This window comes from Xenophilus arseniciresistens, from assembly GCF_028023875.1.
Lineage (GTDB): Bacteria > Pseudomonadota > Gammaproteobacteria > Burkholderiales > Burkholderiaceae_C > Xenophilus > Xenophilus arseniciresistens.
In genome coordinates this window covers 214,001-231,063 of sequence record NZ_JAQIPB010000009.1, presented here as the reverse complement: position 1 = coordinate 231,063, position 17,063 = coordinate 214,001, and the positions used below count along the sequence as shown (strand labels likewise).

Below are 17,063 nucleotides of genomic sequence, written 5' to 3'. Positions count from 1 at the left end.
ATCATGAAATCACTATTGCCAGTGTTAGCGCTAGGCCTTGCCATTGCCACCGCTGCCTGCGGCCAGTCCATGAAAAAGCCCGATATCAAACTCAACCCAAATCCCAAGCTTCGCTACGAAGTCACCCTGACCATTGACGAGGACGTCCCCGGGCCGTTCGAGTCGGTGATCGCATTCTCTTACTACCAAACCGACGAGAACTGCGTGCCCATGCAGCTGATAAGTGGAGCCGTTCTTAGCGTGGACCATCGTGTGCCTGTCACGCTGCACCAGACAGCGCCTAAGACCTATCGGGGCACGGTGTATCTGGATCTGCTCCAGGATGAGGACTATTACGGCTTGGGGGTTTGCCGATGGAGTCTGATGTCCTTCAACGCGCAGATGAAGGCCGGAGAGGTAACTTTTGGTGCAAGTCTTGATGGGAAAGAAGTCGCTACTGGCTCCCCCAGGGTTCAGTACTTTCCCAAGTCCTACTTCAACGATCCCTTCGTCATAAAAAACACAAAAACAGGGGGAATGCCATTGACCGAGGCCGTTCGACGTGACCCTGGAAAATTCTTCTCGACGATTCTGGAGCCCAAGGGGGATCTGTGATGAAGAACGACCCGAACGAGAATGCGCGGCTGGCCAGCGATTCATACAGGGACCGATCAAAGGAGCTTCTGAGTGGTGAAGACGTCGCGATCAGCGGCGTCAAATACACCATCCTTGCTGTCGCGGACGATCCCAAGACGGGTTTTCAGGGCACAGCGTATCGGCGCACCGACGGAACAGGCCAAGTCATCATCGCCCACCGCGGCACCGAGCCCAGCATGAAGGACGCTGCCACCGACCTGGGCATGGTTTTTCACGGTCGAAACAACCAACTCGACGAGGCCATGAAGTTCACAGAGCTGGCCATGGCGCTGGCTCGGCAGGAGGCGCAGAAGAAGGGCGAACCTCTGAGCCTGTCCATCACCGGCCACTCCCTGGGCGGCACGCTGGCCCAGATCACCGCCGCCAAGTATGGCGTCCCCGCGCAGACCTTCAACGCCTACGGCCCCGGGGGCCTGACCAACCTCGGGCGCTACGGGGTTGATGTGCACGCCAGCTTTCCCAACATCGTCAACCACGTGCGCGCCACCGACGTGGTGGGCGCGGGGGGCCATCACCTGGGCCAGGTCAAGACCTACGCCGCTGCCCAGGACATCGAGGGCCTTCAGCGCGGGCGCTACATCGGTAGCTCACTGCTGCCGGCCAACCCCTTGCTGGCCGCCGAGCTCTCGGCCCATTCCATTGCCAACTTCCTGCCAGCCAACAAGATCCTTGGCGAATCGGTCATGAGCGAGGCCAACGAGGCGCGTGCGCGGGCGTATGCCGGGCCCATCGCGCAATACCGAAGCGATGTGATTCAGGGGCGCATCGACCTGGACAAGATCGCTGAGGTCCCTGCCATCCTTCCGCTGCCCATCGCCACCGTGGCCCGTGCGCGGCTGGCCATGCAAGCCAGCGATGCGATCTCGAGCAGCGCACTCGAAAAGGTGCAGCAGACCATGGTGGGTGCCGCCCAGTTCACGGCCACGCAGGTGCAGACGGCTGCAGGCGCAGTCGGGGGCGCTGCCAACGACGGGCTCTCGTGGATACAAGGCGTCGTGCAGCCGCCTGCACCCCCTGGTCGGGGGGCTTTGGTGGACCAGCCTCTGTACCAAGACGCCCTGGGCCAACTGAAGGCTTACAACACAGCCCACGACATCCCCAGCGACCGGCGCATCGAGCAGGCTGCGGGCGCCATCGCTGCCGCGGCCGCCGCCAAGGGCTTGAGCCGCATTGACCATCTGGAGCCCAGCGAAGACGGCAGCAAGCTCATTGCCGTGCAGGGCGCGCCCGGCCACGTGCATTCAAAGCTGGTGGATGTGTCCACACAGCAGGCTTTGAACACTTCGCTGGCCGACAGCTCCAGAGCGTTTGAGCAGACGCAGCGCGAGAGCTTGGCGCCGGCTCAAGGCCACAGTCAAGGGCGCGGCCAAGTCCAGCCCCCAGCGATGGCGCATTGAATGCCTCATGGGGATGTCGGCGCCGTAGCCTAGCGGCAATGGCCCGGAGTGGCCCAAACAAGAAGTTAATCGATCAGGGAAGCAATATGAACATAGCCGCAACTCATCCCATGCTTTTTGCGTCCTCCGAGACACAGGAAGGTCAAAAGCTATTGCTTCGCTTTGTTGCGCGCCTTTCACCGCGGCCAGTCTCACGGCGAGCGCATCGGTACCTGGTTGTTGCGCTACTGGTGTTCCCCTTGATGGCGGCAGCGCAGGCGCCTGCCTCACAAGCGCAGCAGAAAAAGAGTGCGGCCGCGGCTGCCGCGATGGAATCGGCCTATGACCGACTCCACACTCGGATCGCCACAGGCCAGGAGAAGGCCGCTTTAGAGGCTTCGCAGCGCGCTTGGCTCAAGGATCGAGATCGAGCTTGTGCGGGCCAGGAAAGTACTTGCCTGGCTGGACTCAACATCCAAAGGCGCAATTTTCTGGAGGGGCGCTCGGAGGATGGGCGAAGCGCGCCTTCACCGATCAGGCCCTATTTCCATCATCAGCCGGCCATCAAGGGAAGGGCAGAAATTACGGCAACGCTTTTGAAGTTTGAGGAACCGGCAACCCAGGCACAACTGGCTTTAAATGCCTTTATGGAGGAAAAATTCCAGGAGGCCGTTCGGCATGCAGGCAGCACAAGTGCGCCCGCAAAGGACGAGCAATATTATTCGACACTTGAGCCGAGTTTGAATTTTGTTTCGAGCAAAATAATTTCTGCCACCGTCAAGGGAAACTACTACACCGGACAAGCTCATCCCCAGTCATGGAGGCAGTCGACTCACATTGAAATGCAGTCAGGGAAAATTCTTCAATTCGGTGATCTACTCGGCACCGACAACGCCAACACAATTTTCTCTTACTGTCGCGACCGAGCCAATAGTCAGAAAATCAAGAACTGGGACGGCGACGCCAATCGCGGAGATGTCGCGCTGAGTGAAACCGCGGATCTGACAGGTGACCTACGGAACTGGACCTTCACTGCGAAAAAAGCAATTGTCACTTACGGCGTCAATGCGTTTGGCGGATACGGCGCGTGCAATTGCATTTGTGAAATTCCATATTCAATTCTCAGGCCTCTTGCCAAAAAGAGCTTTCCTTTGCCAAAGTAAATTCCTTAAACACTGTCACGTTGAGTCAAGGAGTACGGAATGTCTTCCATCACAAGCAAAGAAGCGCTCGCCGTTCTAAAGGGATCTGAAGGCGCCGCCGACAACAAGATTGCGCCGCTCGCGGTGCCGAATTCGGTCTTAGGAAAGCCTGGCCATGGCTATGCATCTGGCTTTGCCTTCGGGCAGGTCCAACTCGACATTGGCAACAATTCAGAAGCCAAAGCAGCGTACAGAGAAATTCTAGCGCTGGGCGTCACTGACAAGGTCATCACCCAAGCGCAGGCGGACGATCTTGCGAAGTATGCGGTGAAGCGACCCGACGTCGCGTTCCCGGATTCATATAGGGAAGCGCGCAAGACGCTGAACGAGACGGTTTTCAACCCGCAAGGCCCCATTGCCGCAAAGGTGGACGCGATCATCGAAAAGCACCAGCAGAATCATCTGGCCATCGGCGTGGTACCGCAGGTAAATGAATTTCTGAAGAAGCACCACAGCGGGGTCTTTGACCCGAAGTCCCCCGACTACGCGACGGCTGTGGCGTCCGTTGTCTCGGCAGCCAATCGAAGCGGCAATCTCGTCGCCTATTCCAATGCCCTGCAAACCCATGCTGCGCCGACGCTCGCACACGCCAAAAGTGCTTGGTCGCTACAGATTGGTGACGGCATTCAGCCTGGGGATTGGAGCCTGGTGGAAAGAGGGGCCCAGAGCCTTAGGGCGCAAGGCGCATCGTTGTCGGCCGAGCGCTTGCAAGCAAGTCCCCTGTTCAAAGACGCCTTGGTGCACCTCCAGACGTTCAATAACGCACACGGCATCGCCACAGACCACCGCACCACGCAGGCCGCGGGTGCGATTGCCGCGGCAGCTGCAATCAAGGGGCTCAGCCGCATCGACCAACTGGAGCCCAGCGAGGATGGCAGCAAGCTCGTCGCCTTGCAAGGCAAACCTGGCTCAGTGCACTCGAAGGTGGCGTATACGTCCACCTTGCAAGCATTGGACACTTCGCTTGCCTCAAGTGCCAAGGCCTTTGAGCAGGCTCAGGAACCGTTGCAAAAGCATGACGGGCCCACCTTGGCTCATGCAATCACGCCTCAGTTAGCGCCGACGCACTGAGGCCTTCTCGTGACGGGCGCGCCAGTTTCAAAGGCGTTTGGTCAGCGTGCGATTGGTGCCGGCCACGCGATGTTGCGAACGTTGCAGATGCGCGGATTGCGCGGGCTGTTGCCCGCGACGTCGCCGCGTAAACCTTGGCTGGCGATGCGCAACAGCGGGCCACTCGCGCCAGTCATAGCCAGACTGAAGTCATCTGAATCCTGGCTCGACGCGACGACCGTCGCCGCTGCTGAAGCGGCTGTCTGTTGTTCAGAGCCGAAGGTCTCGGCCTTCCCACGCATGTTCCGCTTCACTCAGAAGCGACGGGATCACCTATGAGCACAAAAAGCCGATGGATTGTGGGTGCAGCTGCGCTCGCGCTTTTGTCGGGATTGGGGCTCTTTATGGCGGGATGGCTCACCTTGCTGTTCCTCAAGGTGGACACAGACGCGCTGACATGGAGAACATACATCGACTATCTGCGCGTGTTGGACCAGCCCGCTTATCGCCCCTACCAGCACCGCATCCAATGGGGCGGGTACCTGGGAGGTGGGGCTGCCTTGCTACTGTGGTTAGGGGTGCTCGGGTTGCTTCTCAGACGTCGAAGTCCTTCCTTGCATGGCGACGCGCGCTTTGCAACCCAAGCTGATATTGCCAGACTTGGCCTGTTCAAGGCCTCGGACTCGGGAGTCCTGGTGGGAAAATTCAAGGATCGATTCCTCCGGTTGTCGGGGCAGCAGTTTGTCATCCTTGCGGCGCCCACTCGGTCCGGCAAGGGCGTCGGTGTGGTTATTCCCAACCTGCTGGACTACCGCGAGTCGATCGTGGTGCTCGACATCAAGCAAGAGAACTTCGACCTTACGAGCGGATGGCGTGCCAGTCAGGGGCAGGAGATTTTTCTTTTCAACCCCTTTGCCGAAGACCGCCGCACGCACCGCTGGAACCCATTGACCTACGTCTCCAGCGATGAAGCGTTCCGCGTGTCGGATCTCATGAGCATCGCAACCATGCTCTACCCGGATGGCTCTGACGATCAGAAGTTCTGGGTCAGCCAGGCACGCAACGCGTTCATGGCGTTCTCGCTGTACCTTTTCGAGAGGCGAGACGAAGACGCCCGCAACGGCGTACCAGAGAAGTTCCGCGTGGTCCCAACCCTCGGCCACATCTATCAACTGTCTTCAGGAAATGGAACCGATCTGCGACAGTTCTATGAGGGTCTGGCCCAGTCTCCGTTCCTTGGTGGAGCTGCACGGTCCGCCTTTGCGAACCTGCTTTCGCAGGCGGCCGAGACCTTCGCTTCGATACTTGGCTCCTTTAAAGAGCCGTTGAACGCGTGGATCAATCCGGTGCTCGATGCAGCGACGAGCGGCGACGACTTCCTGTTGACGGACGTTCGCCGCAAGAAGATGACGGTCTACATCGGCATACAGCCCAATAAGTTGGCCGAAAGCCGATTGATCATCAATCTGTTCTTCAGCCAGCTCATCAACGTCAACACCAAGGAGCTGCCTCAGAACAATCCTGCGCTAAAGCATCAATGCCTGCTATTGATGGACGAGTTCACCAGCATCGGGAAGGTGAACATCATTGCTCAGGCGGTGAGCTACATGGCCGGCTACAACGTCCGCCTGTTGCCGATCATCCAGAGCATGGCCCAACTGGATGCGACCTACGGCAAGGAGGTTGCGCGTACGCTGATCACCAATCATGCTCTGCAGATCGTCTATGCGCCGCGCGAACAGCAAGATGCCAGCGACTATTCGGAGATGATGGGATACGTCACGATCCGAAAGAAGAACATCACCCGCGGCCGCGAGGTGAGCCGAAGCGAGTCCGAAGAGCGTCGGGCCCTGATGCTGCCCCAGGAGCTCAAGGCGCTTGGCACTGACAAGGAGGTGATCCTGTTCGAAGGGGTTCCTCATCCGATCAGATGCGACAAGATTCGCTACTATCAGGACAAGCACTTCACACAGCGACTCTTGCCTAAGGTGGGCGTGCCGCAACTGACGATCTGAGCGCCGAGCCGCGGGCGCTGCCTTCCAGCATTGTGCGATGCTGCGGAGTAAGCCTGCATCCGCTGCCGGTCTGAGTGGGCTGCTGCCGGTTTCAAAGACACCTGCCGAATTCGCGCGCCGTTGCGGCCTGCAGACCGCAACGGCGATGTCAGAGGAGCCGGAAGTTTTTACTTCAATGCGGTACTGATTCGGGTACGGGTCACCCCAAAGGCTCGGGTCACGCGTAGTTCGGCCATGAACAACCTATTAACGCATCACAGCTAGCGCCAGCGCAGCGGCTCAATGTCCACCGTGGTGCTGGCGTCACCCAGCGTGAGCACGCCCTCCTGCACCGTGGCCTGCAGTTGCATGCTGCGCTGGGCCAATGCCGTCAACTGCTGCGAAGCCGCCGTGGGAATGCGCCAAACCTGCAGGTTCTGTGGTCGCGTGAGTTTGGTTTCGATGCCGCGCCACCAAATGTCGGCCGAGTGGCTGAAGGCATAGACCCGCACCTCGTCGGCCTTGCCGCAGGCCTTGATGACGGGCTTTTCCTCGGGCTGGCCCACTTCCACCCACAGGCGCGGACGGCTCGTGAAGTCGCGCAGCCATACATCGGGCTCGTCCGGGTCCGACAGGCCGGCGCCGAAGGCCAGCGTGCCGTCGCCGCCGCAGGTGTCCTGCAACTGGTGCGCGTTGAGCGCCAGCGCGACCAGGCGGACCATCATCCGCTCGTCGGTCTCGCTGGGGTGGCGCGCCAGGGTCAGCGCGTGGTCGGCGTAGTAGCCATGGTCGATGTCGGCCACGGCCACGTTGGCCTTGAAGATGGTGGATTTGAGGGCCATGGGGAGGTCGTGCGTTGGGCGTTGCGCGTTTTGCGTGGCGCCCGCTTGACGCCGAACGCTGAACGCAAACCTCGCGTCGTCGTCAGATGCGTCGGGCCAGATCGGCGGCCTTGCCGATGTAGCTGCCCGGCGTCATGGCGAGCAGGCGCTCCTTCTCGGCCTCGGGGATTTCCAGCGAGCGGATCAGCGCATGCAGCGCCTGCGCCGTCACCGTCTGGCCGCGCGTGACTTCCTTGAGCTTCTCGTAGGCGCCCTGCACGCCAAAACGGCGCATCACGGTCTGGATCGGCTCGGCCAGCACTTCCCAGCTCGCGTCCAGGTCCTCGGCCAGCGCCTTTTCATTGAGTTCGAGCTTGCCCAGGCCGGTGGCCAGGCTGGCATAGGCCAGCACCGCATAGCCAAAGGCCACGCCGATGTTGCGCAGCACGGTGGAATCGGTCAGGTCGCGCTGCCAGCGGCTGATGGGCAGCTTCTCGGACAGATGGCGCAGCAGCGCATTGGCCAGGCCCAGGTTCCCTTCGGCATTCTCGAAGTCGATGGGGTTGACCTTGTGCGGCATGGTGCTGGAGCCGATCTCGCCGGCCTTCAGGCGCTGCTTGAAATAGCCCAGGCTGATGTAGCCCCAGACGTCGCGCGAGAAGTCGATGAGGATGGTGTCGGCCCGCGCCACGGCATCGAAGAGCTCGGCCATGTAGTCATGCGGCTCGATCTGGATGCTGTAGGGCTGGAAGACGAGGCCCAGGCCCTGGGGCGCGGGCGTCTCGATGACCTTGCGGCTGAAGGCTTCCCAGTCGAAGTCGGGCCAGGCGGCAAGGTGGGCGTTGTAGTTGCCCACGGCGCCGTTCATCTTGCCCAGCAGCTTCACGCCGGCGATCTGCTCGCGCGCCTTGGCCAGGCGCACCGCGACGTTGGCGATTTCCTTGCCCACGGTGGTGGGGCTGGCCGTCTGGCCGTGGGTGCGGCTGAGCATGGGCACCGCCGCGAAGTCCTTGGCCATCTTCGTCAACGTGGCCAGGATGCCGTCCAGCGCCGGCAGCAGCACCTGGTCGCGCGCGCCCTGGATCTGCAGCGCGTGGCTGGTGTTGTTGATGTCCTCGCTGGTGCAGGCAAAGTGCACGAACTCGGCCGCTGCGAGCAGCTCGGGCCGGGCCTCGAACTTGGATTTGATCCAATACTCGACGGCCTTCACGTCGTGATTGGTGGTCTTCTCGATCTCCTTGATGGCCAACGCGTCGGCTTCGCCGAAGTTGGACACCAGGCCCATCAGGTACTTGCGCGCGCCAGGCGTCAGGGGCTTGAACTCGTCGAAACCGCAGTCCGACAGCGCGATGAACCACGCCACCTCGACCTGCACGCGGCGATGCATGTAGCCCTGCTCACTCATCAGCGGGCGCAGCGCGGCCAGCTTGCCGGCATAGCGGCCATCAAGGGGGGAGAGGGCGGAAACGGGGGAGAAACTCATCCCGGAATTGTAGGTGCCGGGCCGGCGGGCAGCGCCGGTTCGCATCGGCGACAGCCGTCGCCCACTGGGTTTGCGCTGCCTGTTACTTTCGGCTGCGCGCCCTAGAATCATTTGTTAAAAGTACGACTCTCGAGAGGGACACGCCGCCATGAAATTAATAGGTTCGACCAGCAGCCCCTACGTGCGCAAGGTGCGCGTGGTCATGGCCGAAAAGCGGCTCGACTACCAGTTCGTCCAGGAAGACGTGTGGGCCGACGGCACCACGATCGCCACCTCCAACCCGCTGGGCAAGGTGCCCTGCCTGGTCATGGACGGCGGCGAAGCCATGTTCGATTCGCGCGTGATCGTCGAATACCTGGACACCCTGTCCCCCGTGGGCAAGCTGATCCCCAGCGGCGGCCGCGAGCGCGCCGAGGTCAAGACCTGGGAAGCGCTGGCCGACGGCGTGATGGACGCCGGCGTGCTGTGGCGCCTGGAAGCCACCTGGCCCGGCCGCAGCGACGCGCAGCGCAGCGAGACCTGGATCGCGCGCCAGCGCGCCAAGGTGGAGCAGGGCCTGGCCGCCATGGCCAAGGGGCTGGGCGACAAGCCCTACTGCAGCGGCATCCACCTGAGCCTGTCCGACATCGCAGTGGGCTGTGCGCTGGGCTGGATTTCCTTCCGCTTCCCCGAGGTGGACTGGCGCGGCACGCATGCCAACCTGGAGCGCCTGTACGACAAGCTGCTGCAGCGCCCCAGCTTCGCCGACACGCGGCCCAGCTGAAGCGCGCCACGCCAAAACGACAAAGGGCTTCCAACTGGAAGCCCTTTTGTCTTGCCCCGGCGGGTCGCGCATCGGCGCCGGCCTGAAGATAAAAATGCTGCGAAGCGCCCCGAAACGAAGGAGGGAGGGAGGGAGGAGGAGAAGAGTCGCCCCGGGATTTCAGTCCGGCCAGGCCGGAAGGCTTCGCAACATGAAAACCGTGAAGTCGAATCATCGACGTTCATGGGCAGTCAGAGCGTAGGTGGCTGCCGACGGTTCCCTTCGTCCTTGTTAAATTTTGTGAATGAACGTGGCCTGCGGCGCGGGGTTCAGCGCGCCGGCACGGCCAGCTGCGCTTCCAGTGCCTTGACCAGCGCCGCGTCGTCGGGCGCCGTCATGCTCGAGAAGGCCTGCACCACGCGCCCGTCGCGGCCCACCAGGTACTTGTAGAAGTTCCATTTGGGCGTGGTGCCGGTCTGCGCCGCCAGTTCGCGAAACAGCGGGTTGGCGTCGCTGCCGCGCACGGCGCTCTTGACGAACATGGGGAACTTGACGCCGAAGGTGCTTTCGCAGAACTCGGCGATCTCGGCGTTGCTGCCCTTTTCCTGCGCGAAGTCGTTCGACGGGAAGCCCAGCACCGTGAAGCCGCGGGCGCGGTAGCGTTGCTCCAGCGCCTCCAGGCCCGCGTACTGTTTGGTGAAACCGCAGAAGCTCGCGGTGTTGACCACCAGCAGCACGCGGCCTGCGTACTGGCACAGGTCCTGCGGCTTTTCGTCCTGCAGGCGGTCGAAGCGCTTGTCCAGCAGGGGCGGGCAGCCGGCCGGCGCCGGCGCGGCCTTGGTGCCCGCAGCGGGCAAGTCGGCGGCCGACGCACCCAGGCTGGCGGCGGCAAGAAGAAAGAGAACGAGAACGGCAGGAAGGCGCATAGAGGCGGCTGCGGCACGGATGCGCCGGTGCGGCGCGGGCGCCCATCATCGCGCGCCGGCGCCGCCCCTGTCACGCACCCGGCCATCGGCACGGGAGGCTGCCCTGGAGGAAGAGCGCCGCGCAAGCCCCCGGGCTGTGTCACGATGCCGCCTTCGCGCAGCGCGGCCTGCCTGTCACAGGCCGCCGCCGCCAGACGTCTTGCTCTCATGGACGAAGCCACCCGCCTCTTTGAACGCCTGCGCCCCCGGCTGCAGGGCATCGCCTACCGCATGCTGGGCTCGGTCGCCGAGGCCGAGGACGTGGTGCAGGACGTCTGGCTGCGCTGGCACGAGGCCGCGCGCGACGTGATCGCCAACGCCGAGGCCTGGCTGGTCACCGTGACCACGCGCCTAGCGATCGACCGCCTGCGCACCGCGCGCACGCAGCGCGAGCACTACGTGGGCACCTGGCTGCCCGAGCCACTGGTGGAACACAGCCCACCCACGCCCGAGGAACTGGTGGGGCGGGCGGGCGCGCTGTCGGTGGCGCTGCTCACGGTGCTGGAGCGGCTGGCGCCCGAAGCGCGCGCGGCCTTCCTGCTGCGCGAGGTCTTCGACGCCGACTATGCCGAGATCGCCGCCACGCTGGGCAAGACCGAAGCCGCATGCCGCCAGCTGGTGCACCGCGCCAAGGCCCAGGTGGTGCAGGCCGAGCGCCCGCGCCAGAGCGTGCCGCAGGACCAGCGCCTGCGCCTGCTGCGCGCCTTTGCCGAAGCGGCCCAGCATGGCGATCTGCAGGGGCTCAAGGCTGCCCTGGCCGACGACGTGGTGCTGATCAGCGACGGCGGCGGCAAGGTGCCTTCCTTCGGCCGGCCGCTGCTGGGCGGCCAGCGCGTGGCCATGCTCTATTACGCCGTCTGCCGTCGCTTCCTGGGCGAGGTGCGCACGCAGGTGGCGATGGTCAATGGCGAGCCCGGGCTGCTGCGCTTCGTGCAGGGCCAGCTCGAGTCGGTGCAGGCCTTCGAATGGTCCGACGAGCGCATCGTCAGCATCCACACCCAGCGCAACCCCGACAAGCTGGCGCGCATCGTGGCTCGGCTGGCGCAGGCCTGAAGCGCGGGAGCGGCCAGGCCTTGGGCGGCTGCTACCAGCGCACCTGGCCGCGCCCGGTGTCCATGACCATGCGCGTGGCCAGGTACAGGCGCGGCGCGATGTTGGACACGAGCACGTACTCGTCGTCATTGGAGTGCGCGCCGAAGCCGCGCAGGCCGAAGCTCTCCAGCACGCCGCCCTTGGGGCGCAGGCCGGCGAAAGCGGCGTCGGTGCCGCCGCCGGTCGCGCGCTCGCGCACGTCCATGGGCAGATTGAGCCCGGCATACGTGCTGCGCGCATGCTCGGCCAGCGCGCGCGAAGCCGCGTTGGAGACGAAGGCCGGGCGGCTGCGATAGGAGCTCAGGTCGATGCGGGTGTCGGGGATCAGCTTCTCCTCGATGGACTTCTTGAGCGCGGCCTCCATCAGGTCCAGATCGGCGTTGGTGAGGGAGCGCACGTCGGCGATGGCCGTGGCCTCGGCCGGGATCACGTTGCGCGAGCCGCCCGCATTGGCCACGGTCCAGTTGATCTGCAGGCCCTTGGCCGGGTCGCCGAACTGCCGGCTCTTGAGCATCTGGTGCGACAGCTCGTACAGCGCGTTGCGCCCCAGGTGCGGGGCCGAGCCGGCATGGCTGGCCTTGCCCGTGACCTTCATCTCGACGATGGCGATGCTGCTGGTGGCCAGGCGCACCATGTCGCGCCCGTCGGCGGTGGCGCTGCCGCCGCCTTCAAAGGAGAAGACCGCGTCGTACTCGCTGCCCAGCTGGGTCAGGAAGGCGCCCGAGCCCGGCGAGCCCACTTCCTCGTCGCCGTTGATCAGCACGCCCAGCTGCGCATAGTCGGAAAAGCCGTTGCGCGCCAGCAGGTCCACCAGATGCAGGATCAGCGCCACGCCCTGCTTGTCGTCGGCGATGCCCAGTCCGTAGGCGCGGTCGCCGTCGATGCGAAAGGGCTGCTTGGCCGCCATGCCGCGCGCATAGACGGTGTCCATGTGCGCGATCAGCAGCACCTTCTTGGCGCCCTTGCCGGCCTTGGTGGCATACACCATCTGGCCCAGCTCGGCGCCCTTGAGCTGCGGGTGGAAGTCCGGCGCGCGCGTGGGCTTGAGCTCCACCTGCATGCCGGCCTGGCGCAGTCGTCCGGCGATGACGCCGCTGAGTTTGGACAGGCCTTCGAGGTCGCGGCTGCCGGACTCGATGGCCACCAGCGACTCCAGCGTCTTCAGATAGGGCGCGACCTCGGCCTGCGCCTGCGCGCGCAGCGCGGCGTCGACGGGCAGCGGCGTGACGGCCGCAGCGGGCGGGGCCGCAGCGGCGGCGGGGTTCTGCGGCGTCTGCGGCGTTTGCGAGGCGCAGGCGCCCAGCAACAGGGCCAGGCCCAGCGTGCTGCACAGCACGGGCCAGCGGGAACGATCGAAGGGGGAGGTCGGCATGTCTGCTCCGAAGCACTGGAAGGCCCGCTGCGGACCTTCCGCACGGGCACCCGGACGGCGCATGGCACAAGCCGCGTCGCCGTCCTGGGCCGGGCCAGTTTGCGGCAAGTTCAGAGGCGGCGCAACGCGCCGCATGCTTCATTCCGTTCGGCGCTCAAGCGCAGCGCGAGGCGGGGTGCCCCAACGCAGCCATGCGCTGGCGGCGAAACCTTGTCAGCGGCGCTCGACGACGATGGGCACCAGGCCCAGGCCGTTGCGCAATTGCAGGCCCAGGTCCTGCGCCACCTCGCGCGAGGGGTAGGGCCCGGCCTGCAGGCGGTGCGTGCCGCCTTCGCTGAACACGCGCATCTGCGGGCCCAGGGCCGGCAGCTCCCGGGCGGTGCGGGCCTGCAGCGTCTGCGCGCCGCCGGGCTCGCGAAAGGCCCCCAGCTGCACCCAGAAGCCGCGGGTGTCGGCGGCCTGTGGTGCGGCGGGCGCGGTGGGTGCGGTGGGCGCGGCGGTTGCAGCGGGCGCAGGTGCCGGCGCCTGCGCCGCGGTGGACAAGGGCGCTGCTGGCGGCGCCGGCGCGGGCTCCAGCGGCGGCAGGTCGTTGGTCTGCATGCTGCCAAAGCGCGGCGGCGGCGCGGTGTCGCTCAGCACCTGGGGCGACTGCGGCGGCGTGGGCTGCACGCGGATGGGCGGGATGTCGGCCTGCGCCAGCAGCACGGGTGCGGCCGGAGCCGGAGCAGGGGCCGCTGGCGCAGCACGGCGCGGCTGCGAGGCGCCGGCACCGGCGACGGCAGGCACCACCCACGCCACGGGCACGCCGCGCGCATCGCGCGAAGACACGGCCGTGGGCACGGTGCTCGCGGCAGAAGGCGCTGCCGCAGCGGCGGGGGTGGCGGCGGGAGTGGCGCCCGCACGCGCCAGCACCGGCTGCGCATCGCCGGGCCGGCGCCAGGTGCCTGCGCGGATGTCGGCATTGGTGATGCGCTCGATCTCCACCGGCGCCACGCCGCGCAGCAGATCGAGCTGCAGCGCGGCCGTGTAGCTCAGGTCGATGATGCGGTCCTCGTGGAAGGGGCCGCGGTCGTTCACGCGCAGGATCACTTCGCGCCCGTTGGCCGGGTTGCGCACCCGCACGTAGCTGGGCAGCGGCAGCGTCTTGTGGGCGGCCGTCATCGCATACATGTCGTAGGGCTCGCCGCTGGCCGTGGAGGCGCCATGGAACTTGCGGCCGTACCAGGAAGCCAGCCCGCGTTCGCTGAAGGGCCGGTCGTCGGTCAGCGGCGTGTAGCTGCGGCCCAGCACGGTGTAGGGCTTGCTGGTGCTGCCGCTTTGGCGGATGGGCTCCTCGCGCGGCTCGGCCGACGGCACGCGGTCCAGTCCGGCCGGCGGACGGGCTTCGGCGCCGTCGCTGCCGATGCGCCCACCGGGCCCGCTGGCGCAGCCTGCCAGCAGCAGGGCTATGGCAGCGGCGCTCAGCCCAAGCGAGGTTCTCGAAAAACAAACCGCGAAGCGGCCTGGGGTGCGCTTTAGTTCAATCATTGAAGACAGCATTCCACAGGGCCTGCATGGCTTCGCGCTGCTTGCTCACGCGCTCCAGCGGCAGTTGGGTCGGGGCTTCGTCCAGGCGGGCGCGGTGCTGCATGCGGCGCAGTTCGCGATAGGCCGCACCGGCCTGCCGGCCCACGCCTGCGGGCAGCAGGCCCGCGTCCTCGGCGCGCTGCATCAGCGTGATGTTGCCCAGGTTGGGCCGCAGCTCGGGGTGCTCGGCGGAGGCCGACAGCACCAGGTATTGCACCGCGAATTCCGCATCGATCATGCCGCCGGGGCTGTGCTTGAAATCGAAGAGCCCCGGCTTGACCGGATGGGCCGAGCGCATCTTCTCGCGCATCGCGATGATCTCTTCGCGCAGCGCAGCGCAGTCGCGCGGGGCGGTGATGACGGCTTCGCGCACGGCGTCGAAGCGCGCCCGCAGCGAGGACGCGTCGGTGGCGGGCGTGGCGGGAGCCAGGTCATCCCCCAGAACGAAGCGCGCGCGCGTCATGGCCTGGTGCTCCCAGGTCCAGGCGGTGTTGCTGCCGCGGCCGAGCTGGTACTTCTCGAACGCGTCGAAGCTGGTGCACAGCAGGCCCGAGTTGCCGTTGGGCCGCAGCGCGGTGTCGATCTCGAACAGATCGCCCTCGCGGGTCTTGACGGTGAGCCAGTTGATCAGCCGCCGCACGTAGGCGGCATACACATCGCCCGCGCGCTCGTCGTCGTCCTCGTAGACGAAGACGATGTCCAGGTCGCTGCCGTAGCCCAGCTCCTTGCCGCCCAGCTTGCCGTAGCCGATGACGGCGAACTGCGGCGTCTCGCGGTGCCGGTTGCGCACCAGCGGCCAGCACCAGCGCGCGGTGATGCGCAGCACCGTGTCGGCCAGCGCGCTGAGGTCGTCGGCCACCTGCTCCACGCTCAGGTGGCCATCCACGTCGCGCGCCAGCGTGCGGAAGACCTCGGCATGGTGAGCCCGGCGCAGCAGGCTCATGAGCGATTCCTCGTCGGCCTCGCCCGTGCGGCTGAGCGAGGCGTGGCGCGCCTCGAGTTCCTGCTCGAATTCGGCCGCGTCGAAGCGGCCGGCCAGCATCTGCGGGCCGGCCAGCTCGTCGATCACGCCCGGGTGCTGCATCAGATAGCGCGCGGGCCATTTGGCCGAGGCCAGCAGGCGCAGCAGGCGGTCCTGCACCATGGGGCGCTCGACCAGCAGGGCCAGGTAGCTCTCGCGGCGCAGCAGCGGCTCGATCCAGTCGGCCCAGCGCAGCGCGGCCTCCACGGGCCGGGGTTCGCCGCTCTCGTCGCCTTCATCGGTCTGGCGCAGCCACTGGCCGGTACGCCGCACCAGCTGGCGCAGGCGCGCACGGGTCTCGTCGCGCAGAGCCAGGATGCGCGGGTGCTCGCACCAGGCCTGCATGCGTTCGGCAAAGCGCGGCGGCAGCTCGGCCAGCAGCTCGTTCAGGTCGATGGCCGGCGTTGCGCCGCCCTTGGGGCCCTTGCACTGGCCGCCCGTGCAGCGCTTGTCGCCGCCCAGCAGCCGGTCGAATTCCTCGGCCACCAGCTCGCGGTGCGTATCCAGCTCGGCCAGGAAGGCGCAGCAGTCGGGAAATCCCAGCGTGCCGGCCACCCACAGCAGGTCGTCGTCGGCCACGGGCAGCATGTGGGTCTGCTGGTCGTCCAGGTACTGGACGCGGTGCTCGACCTGGCGCAGGAAGACATAGGCGCGCGCCAGGGCGTCGGCGGTTTCCTGCGGCATCAGGCCCGCGCGGGCCACGCGCTGCAGGCCTTCGAGCGTGGGACGGGTGCGCAGCTCGGGGAACTGGCCGCCGCGCACCACCTGCAGCAGCTGCACGATGAACTCGATCTCGCGGATGCCGCCGCGCGAGAGCTTGACGTCGTTGGCGCGCTCGGGCCGGCCGGCGCTGCGGCGCGCGGCCTGCTCGCGGATCTGCCGGTGCAGCACGCGCAGCGACTCGAAGACGTTGTAGTCCAGGTACTTGCGAAAGACGAAGGGCAGCACCACGCCGCGCAGCCCCTGGGCCGAGCCGCTGGCGATGCTGGTGCGCGGCGCCACCACGCGGCTCTTGAGCCAGGCGAAGCGCTCCCACTCGCGGCCCTGCACCTGCAGGTAGTCTTCCAGGGCGCCGAGCGACACCACGCTGGGGCCGGAGTTGCCGTTGGGCCGCAGCGCCAGGTCGACGCGAAAGACGAAGCCGTGCTCGGTGGTCTCGCCCACCAGCGCATAGATGCGCTTGACGGCCCGGGCGAAGTATTCCTGGTTGGACAGCCGGCCGCGCCCGTCGGCATTGCCGGCCGTGTCGCCGTCCTGGTCGTAGATGTAGATCAGGTCGATGTCGCTGGAGACATTGAGCTCGCGCGCGCCCAGCTTGCCCATGCCCACCACCCAGAGCTGGGCGCGCTCGCCCTCGGGCGTGAGCGGGGCGCCGTGGACGGCGTCGAGTTCGGCAAAGGCCTCGGTGCAGGCCACGTCGAGCGCGAATTCGGCCAGGTGCGTGACGGCGCGCGTGACCACGCCCAGCTCGCAGCGCTCGTCGCAGTCCAGCATCACCAGGCGCTCCATGACGAGCTGGCGCACGATGCGCAGCGCATCGCCGGCGCCATGGCCGCTCTCGCGCAGCGCGGCATAGGCGCCGCGCATGTGCTCCCGCAAGGGCGCACCGGCCGGCAGCAGGCTCAGTTCCTGGGCATAACGGCGGCGCAGACGTTGAACGAAGCGCGAGTAGGCAGATGAAGGCACGGTGACGGTTCGGGGCGACGAGACAGGCGTTCTGGCGGCGTTCTGACTGGCGTTCTG

14 protein-coding genes are annotated in these 17,063 nt (G+C 65.8%); 7 read left to right on the top strand and 7 right to left on the bottom strand.

The window, feature by feature from the left end; genetic code table 11:
* Positions 1-3 precede the first annotated feature (3 nt).
* The 4 genes from PGB34_RS18800 to PGB34_RS18785 all read left to right on the top strand — a co-directional run bounded on the left by PGB34_RS18800 (position 4) and on the right by PGB34_RS18785 (position 4,285).
* Complete coding sequence (locus PGB34_RS18800; protein WP_271429639.1) at positions 4-594, top strand: hypothetical protein; 591 nt, start codon at positions 4-6, stop codon at positions 592-594.
* Complete coding sequence (locus PGB34_RS18795) at positions 594-2,033, top strand: XVIPCD domain-containing protein (protein ID WP_271429638.1); 1,440 nt, start codon at positions 594-596, stop codon at positions 2,031-2,033. The genes PGB34_RS18800 and PGB34_RS18795 overlap by 1 nt, the downstream gene beginning before the upstream one ends.
* Before the next feature lie 86 nt (positions 2,034-2,119).
* Positions 2,120-3,175 (top strand): lysozyme inhibitor LprI family protein, encoded by a 1,056-nt coding sequence (locus PGB34_RS18790; protein ID WP_271429637.1) that lies wholly within the window; start codon positions 2,120-2,122, stop codon positions 3,173-3,175.
* Positions 3,176-3,214: 39 nt separating this feature from the next.
* Entirely contained in the window at positions 3,215-4,285 is a 1,071-nt protein-coding gene (locus tag PGB34_RS18785; protein ID WP_271429636.1) for an XVIPCD domain-containing protein, read from the top strand.
* Between the two features lie 41 nt (positions 4,286-4,326).
* Here PGB34_RS18785 and PGB34_RS18780 read toward each other — a convergent pair whose 3' ends face one another.
* Positions 4,327-4,566 carry a hypothetical protein gene (locus tag PGB34_RS18780; protein ID WP_271429635.1) on the bottom strand — a complete coding sequence of 80 codons (240 nt, stop codon included), beginning with the start codon at positions 4,564-4,566 and terminating at the stop codon, positions 4,327-4,329.
* A 33-nt stretch (positions 4,567-4,599) separates the two neighbouring features.
* Here PGB34_RS18780 and PGB34_RS18775 point away from each other — a divergent pair, with 33 nt between their 5' ends.
* Entirely contained in the window at positions 4,600-6,279 is a 1,680-nt protein-coding gene (locus PGB34_RS18775; protein WP_271429634.1) for a type IV secretory system conjugative DNA transfer family protein, read from the top strand.
* A gap of 260 nt (positions 6,280-6,539) precedes the next feature.
* On the opposite strand, the gene PGB34_RS18770 is transcribed toward PGB34_RS18775, so the two are convergent.
* Together PGB34_RS18770 and purB are read right to left on the bottom strand one after the other, a co-directional pair.
* The gene (locus tag PGB34_RS18770; RefSeq protein WP_271429633.1) at positions 6,540-7,100 is read right to left on the bottom strand and encodes a YaeQ family protein; all 561 of its coding nucleotides are present in this window, start codon (positions 7,098-7,100) and stop codon (positions 6,540-6,542) included.
* Between the two features lie 82 nt (positions 7,101-7,182).
* Positions 7,183-8,562 (bottom strand): adenylosuccinate lyase, encoded by a 1,380-nt coding sequence (gene purB, locus PGB34_RS18765; RefSeq protein ID WP_271429632.1) that lies wholly within the window; start codon positions 8,560-8,562, stop codon positions 7,183-7,185.
* Between the two features lie 148 nt (positions 8,563-8,710).
* Between purB and PGB34_RS18760 the strand changes: the two genes are divergently transcribed.
* The gene (locus PGB34_RS18760) at positions 8,711-9,325 is read left to right on the top strand and encodes a glutathione S-transferase N-terminal domain-containing protein (RefSeq protein ID WP_271429631.1); all 615 of its coding nucleotides are present in this window, start codon (positions 8,711-8,713) and stop codon (positions 9,323-9,325) included.
* A gap of 308 nt (positions 9,326-9,633) precedes the next feature.
* Here PGB34_RS18760 and PGB34_RS18755 read toward each other — a convergent pair whose 3' ends face one another.
* The gene (locus PGB34_RS18755) at positions 9,634-10,230 is read right to left on the bottom strand and encodes a glutathione peroxidase (RefSeq protein WP_271429630.1); all 597 of its coding nucleotides are present in this window, start codon (positions 10,228-10,230) and stop codon (positions 9,634-9,636) included.
* Positions 10,231-10,437: 207 nt separating this feature from the next.
* Between PGB34_RS18755 and PGB34_RS18750 the strand changes: the two genes are divergently transcribed.
* Positions 10,438-11,322, top strand: a complete 885-nt coding sequence (locus PGB34_RS18750; protein ID WP_271429629.1) for an RNA polymerase sigma-70 factor — start codon at positions 10,438-10,440, stop codon at positions 11,320-11,322.
* 31 nt (positions 11,323-11,353) lie between these two features.
* Here the strand turns inward: PGB34_RS18750 and PGB34_RS18745 are convergent, their stop codons facing one another.
* The 3 genes from PGB34_RS18745 to glnE all read right to left on the bottom strand — a co-directional run bounded on the left by PGB34_RS18745 (position 11,354) and on the right by glnE (position 17,006).
* Positions 11,354-12,733, bottom strand: coding sequence for a glutamate carboxypeptidase (locus PGB34_RS18745; protein WP_271429628.1), 1,380 nt, complete (start codon positions 12,731-12,733; stop codon positions 11,354-11,356).
* Positions 12,734-12,946: 213 nt separating this feature from the next.
* Positions 12,947-14,260, bottom strand: coding sequence for a septal ring lytic transglycosylase RlpA family protein (locus PGB34_RS18740; RefSeq protein ID WP_271429627.1), 1,314 nt, complete (start codon positions 14,258-14,260; stop codon positions 12,947-12,949).
* Positions 14,253-17,006 carry a bifunctional [glutamate--ammonia ligase]-adenylyl-L-tyrosine phosphorylase/[glutamate--ammonia-ligase] adenylyltransferase gene (glnE, locus tag PGB34_RS18735; protein ID WP_271429626.1) on the bottom strand — a complete coding sequence of 918 codons (2,754 nt, stop codon included), beginning with the start codon at positions 17,004-17,006 and terminating at the stop codon, positions 14,253-14,255. The genes PGB34_RS18740 and glnE overlap by 8 nt, the downstream gene beginning before the upstream one ends.
* Between the last annotated feature and the right edge of the window lie 57 nt (positions 17,007-17,063).

What these genes read in the sequence shown, in the direction of transcription:
- PGB34_RS18800 (WP_271429639.1), top strand. Translation starts at nt 4, where the DNA reads ATGAAATCACTATTGCCAGTGTTAGCGCTAGGCCTTGCCATTGCCACC.
- PGB34_RS18795 (WP_271429638.1), top strand. Translation starts at nt 594, where the DNA reads ATGAAGAACGACCCGAACGAGAATGCGCGGCTGGCCAGCGATTCATAC.
- PGB34_RS18790 (WP_271429637.1), top strand. Translation starts at nt 2,120, where the DNA reads ATGAACATAGCCGCAACTCATCCCATGCTTTTTGCGTCCTCCGAGACA.
- PGB34_RS18785 (WP_271429636.1), top strand. Translation starts at nt 3,215, where the DNA reads ATGTCTTCCATCACAAGCAAAGAAGCGCTCGCCGTTCTAAAGGGATCT.
- PGB34_RS18780 (WP_271429635.1), bottom strand. Translation starts at nt 4,566, where the DNA reads ATGCGTGGGAAGGCCGAGACCTTCGGCTCTGAACAACAGACAGCCGCT.
- PGB34_RS18775 (WP_271429634.1), top strand. Translation starts at nt 4,600, where the DNA reads ATGAGCACAAAAAGCCGATGGATTGTGGGTGCAGCTGCGCTCGCGCTT.
- PGB34_RS18770 (WP_271429633.1), bottom strand. Translation starts at nt 7,100, where the DNA reads ATGGCCCTCAAATCCACCATCTTCAAGGCCAACGTGGCCGTGGCCGAC.
- purB (WP_271429632.1), bottom strand. Translation starts at nt 8,562, where the DNA reads ATGAGTTTCTCCCCCGTTTCCGCCCTCTCCCCCCTTGATGGCCGCTAT.
- PGB34_RS18760 (WP_271429631.1), top strand. Translation starts at nt 8,711, where the DNA reads ATGAAATTAATAGGTTCGACCAGCAGCCCCTACGTGCGCAAGGTGCGC.
- PGB34_RS18755 (WP_271429630.1), bottom strand. Translation starts at nt 10,230, where the DNA reads ATGCGCCTTCCTGCCGTTCTCGTTCTCTTTCTTCTTGCCGCCGCCAGC.
- PGB34_RS18750 (WP_271429629.1), top strand. Translation starts at nt 10,438, where the DNA reads ATGGACGAAGCCACCCGCCTCTTTGAACGCCTGCGCCCCCGGCTGCAG.
- PGB34_RS18745 (WP_271429628.1), bottom strand. Translation starts at nt 12,733, where the DNA reads ATGCCGACCTCCCCCTTCGATCGTTCCCGCTGGCCCGTGCTGTGCAGC.
- PGB34_RS18740 (WP_271429627.1), bottom strand. Translation starts at nt 14,260, where the DNA reads ATGATTGAACTAAAGCGCACCCCAGGCCGCTTCGCGGTTTGTTTTTCG.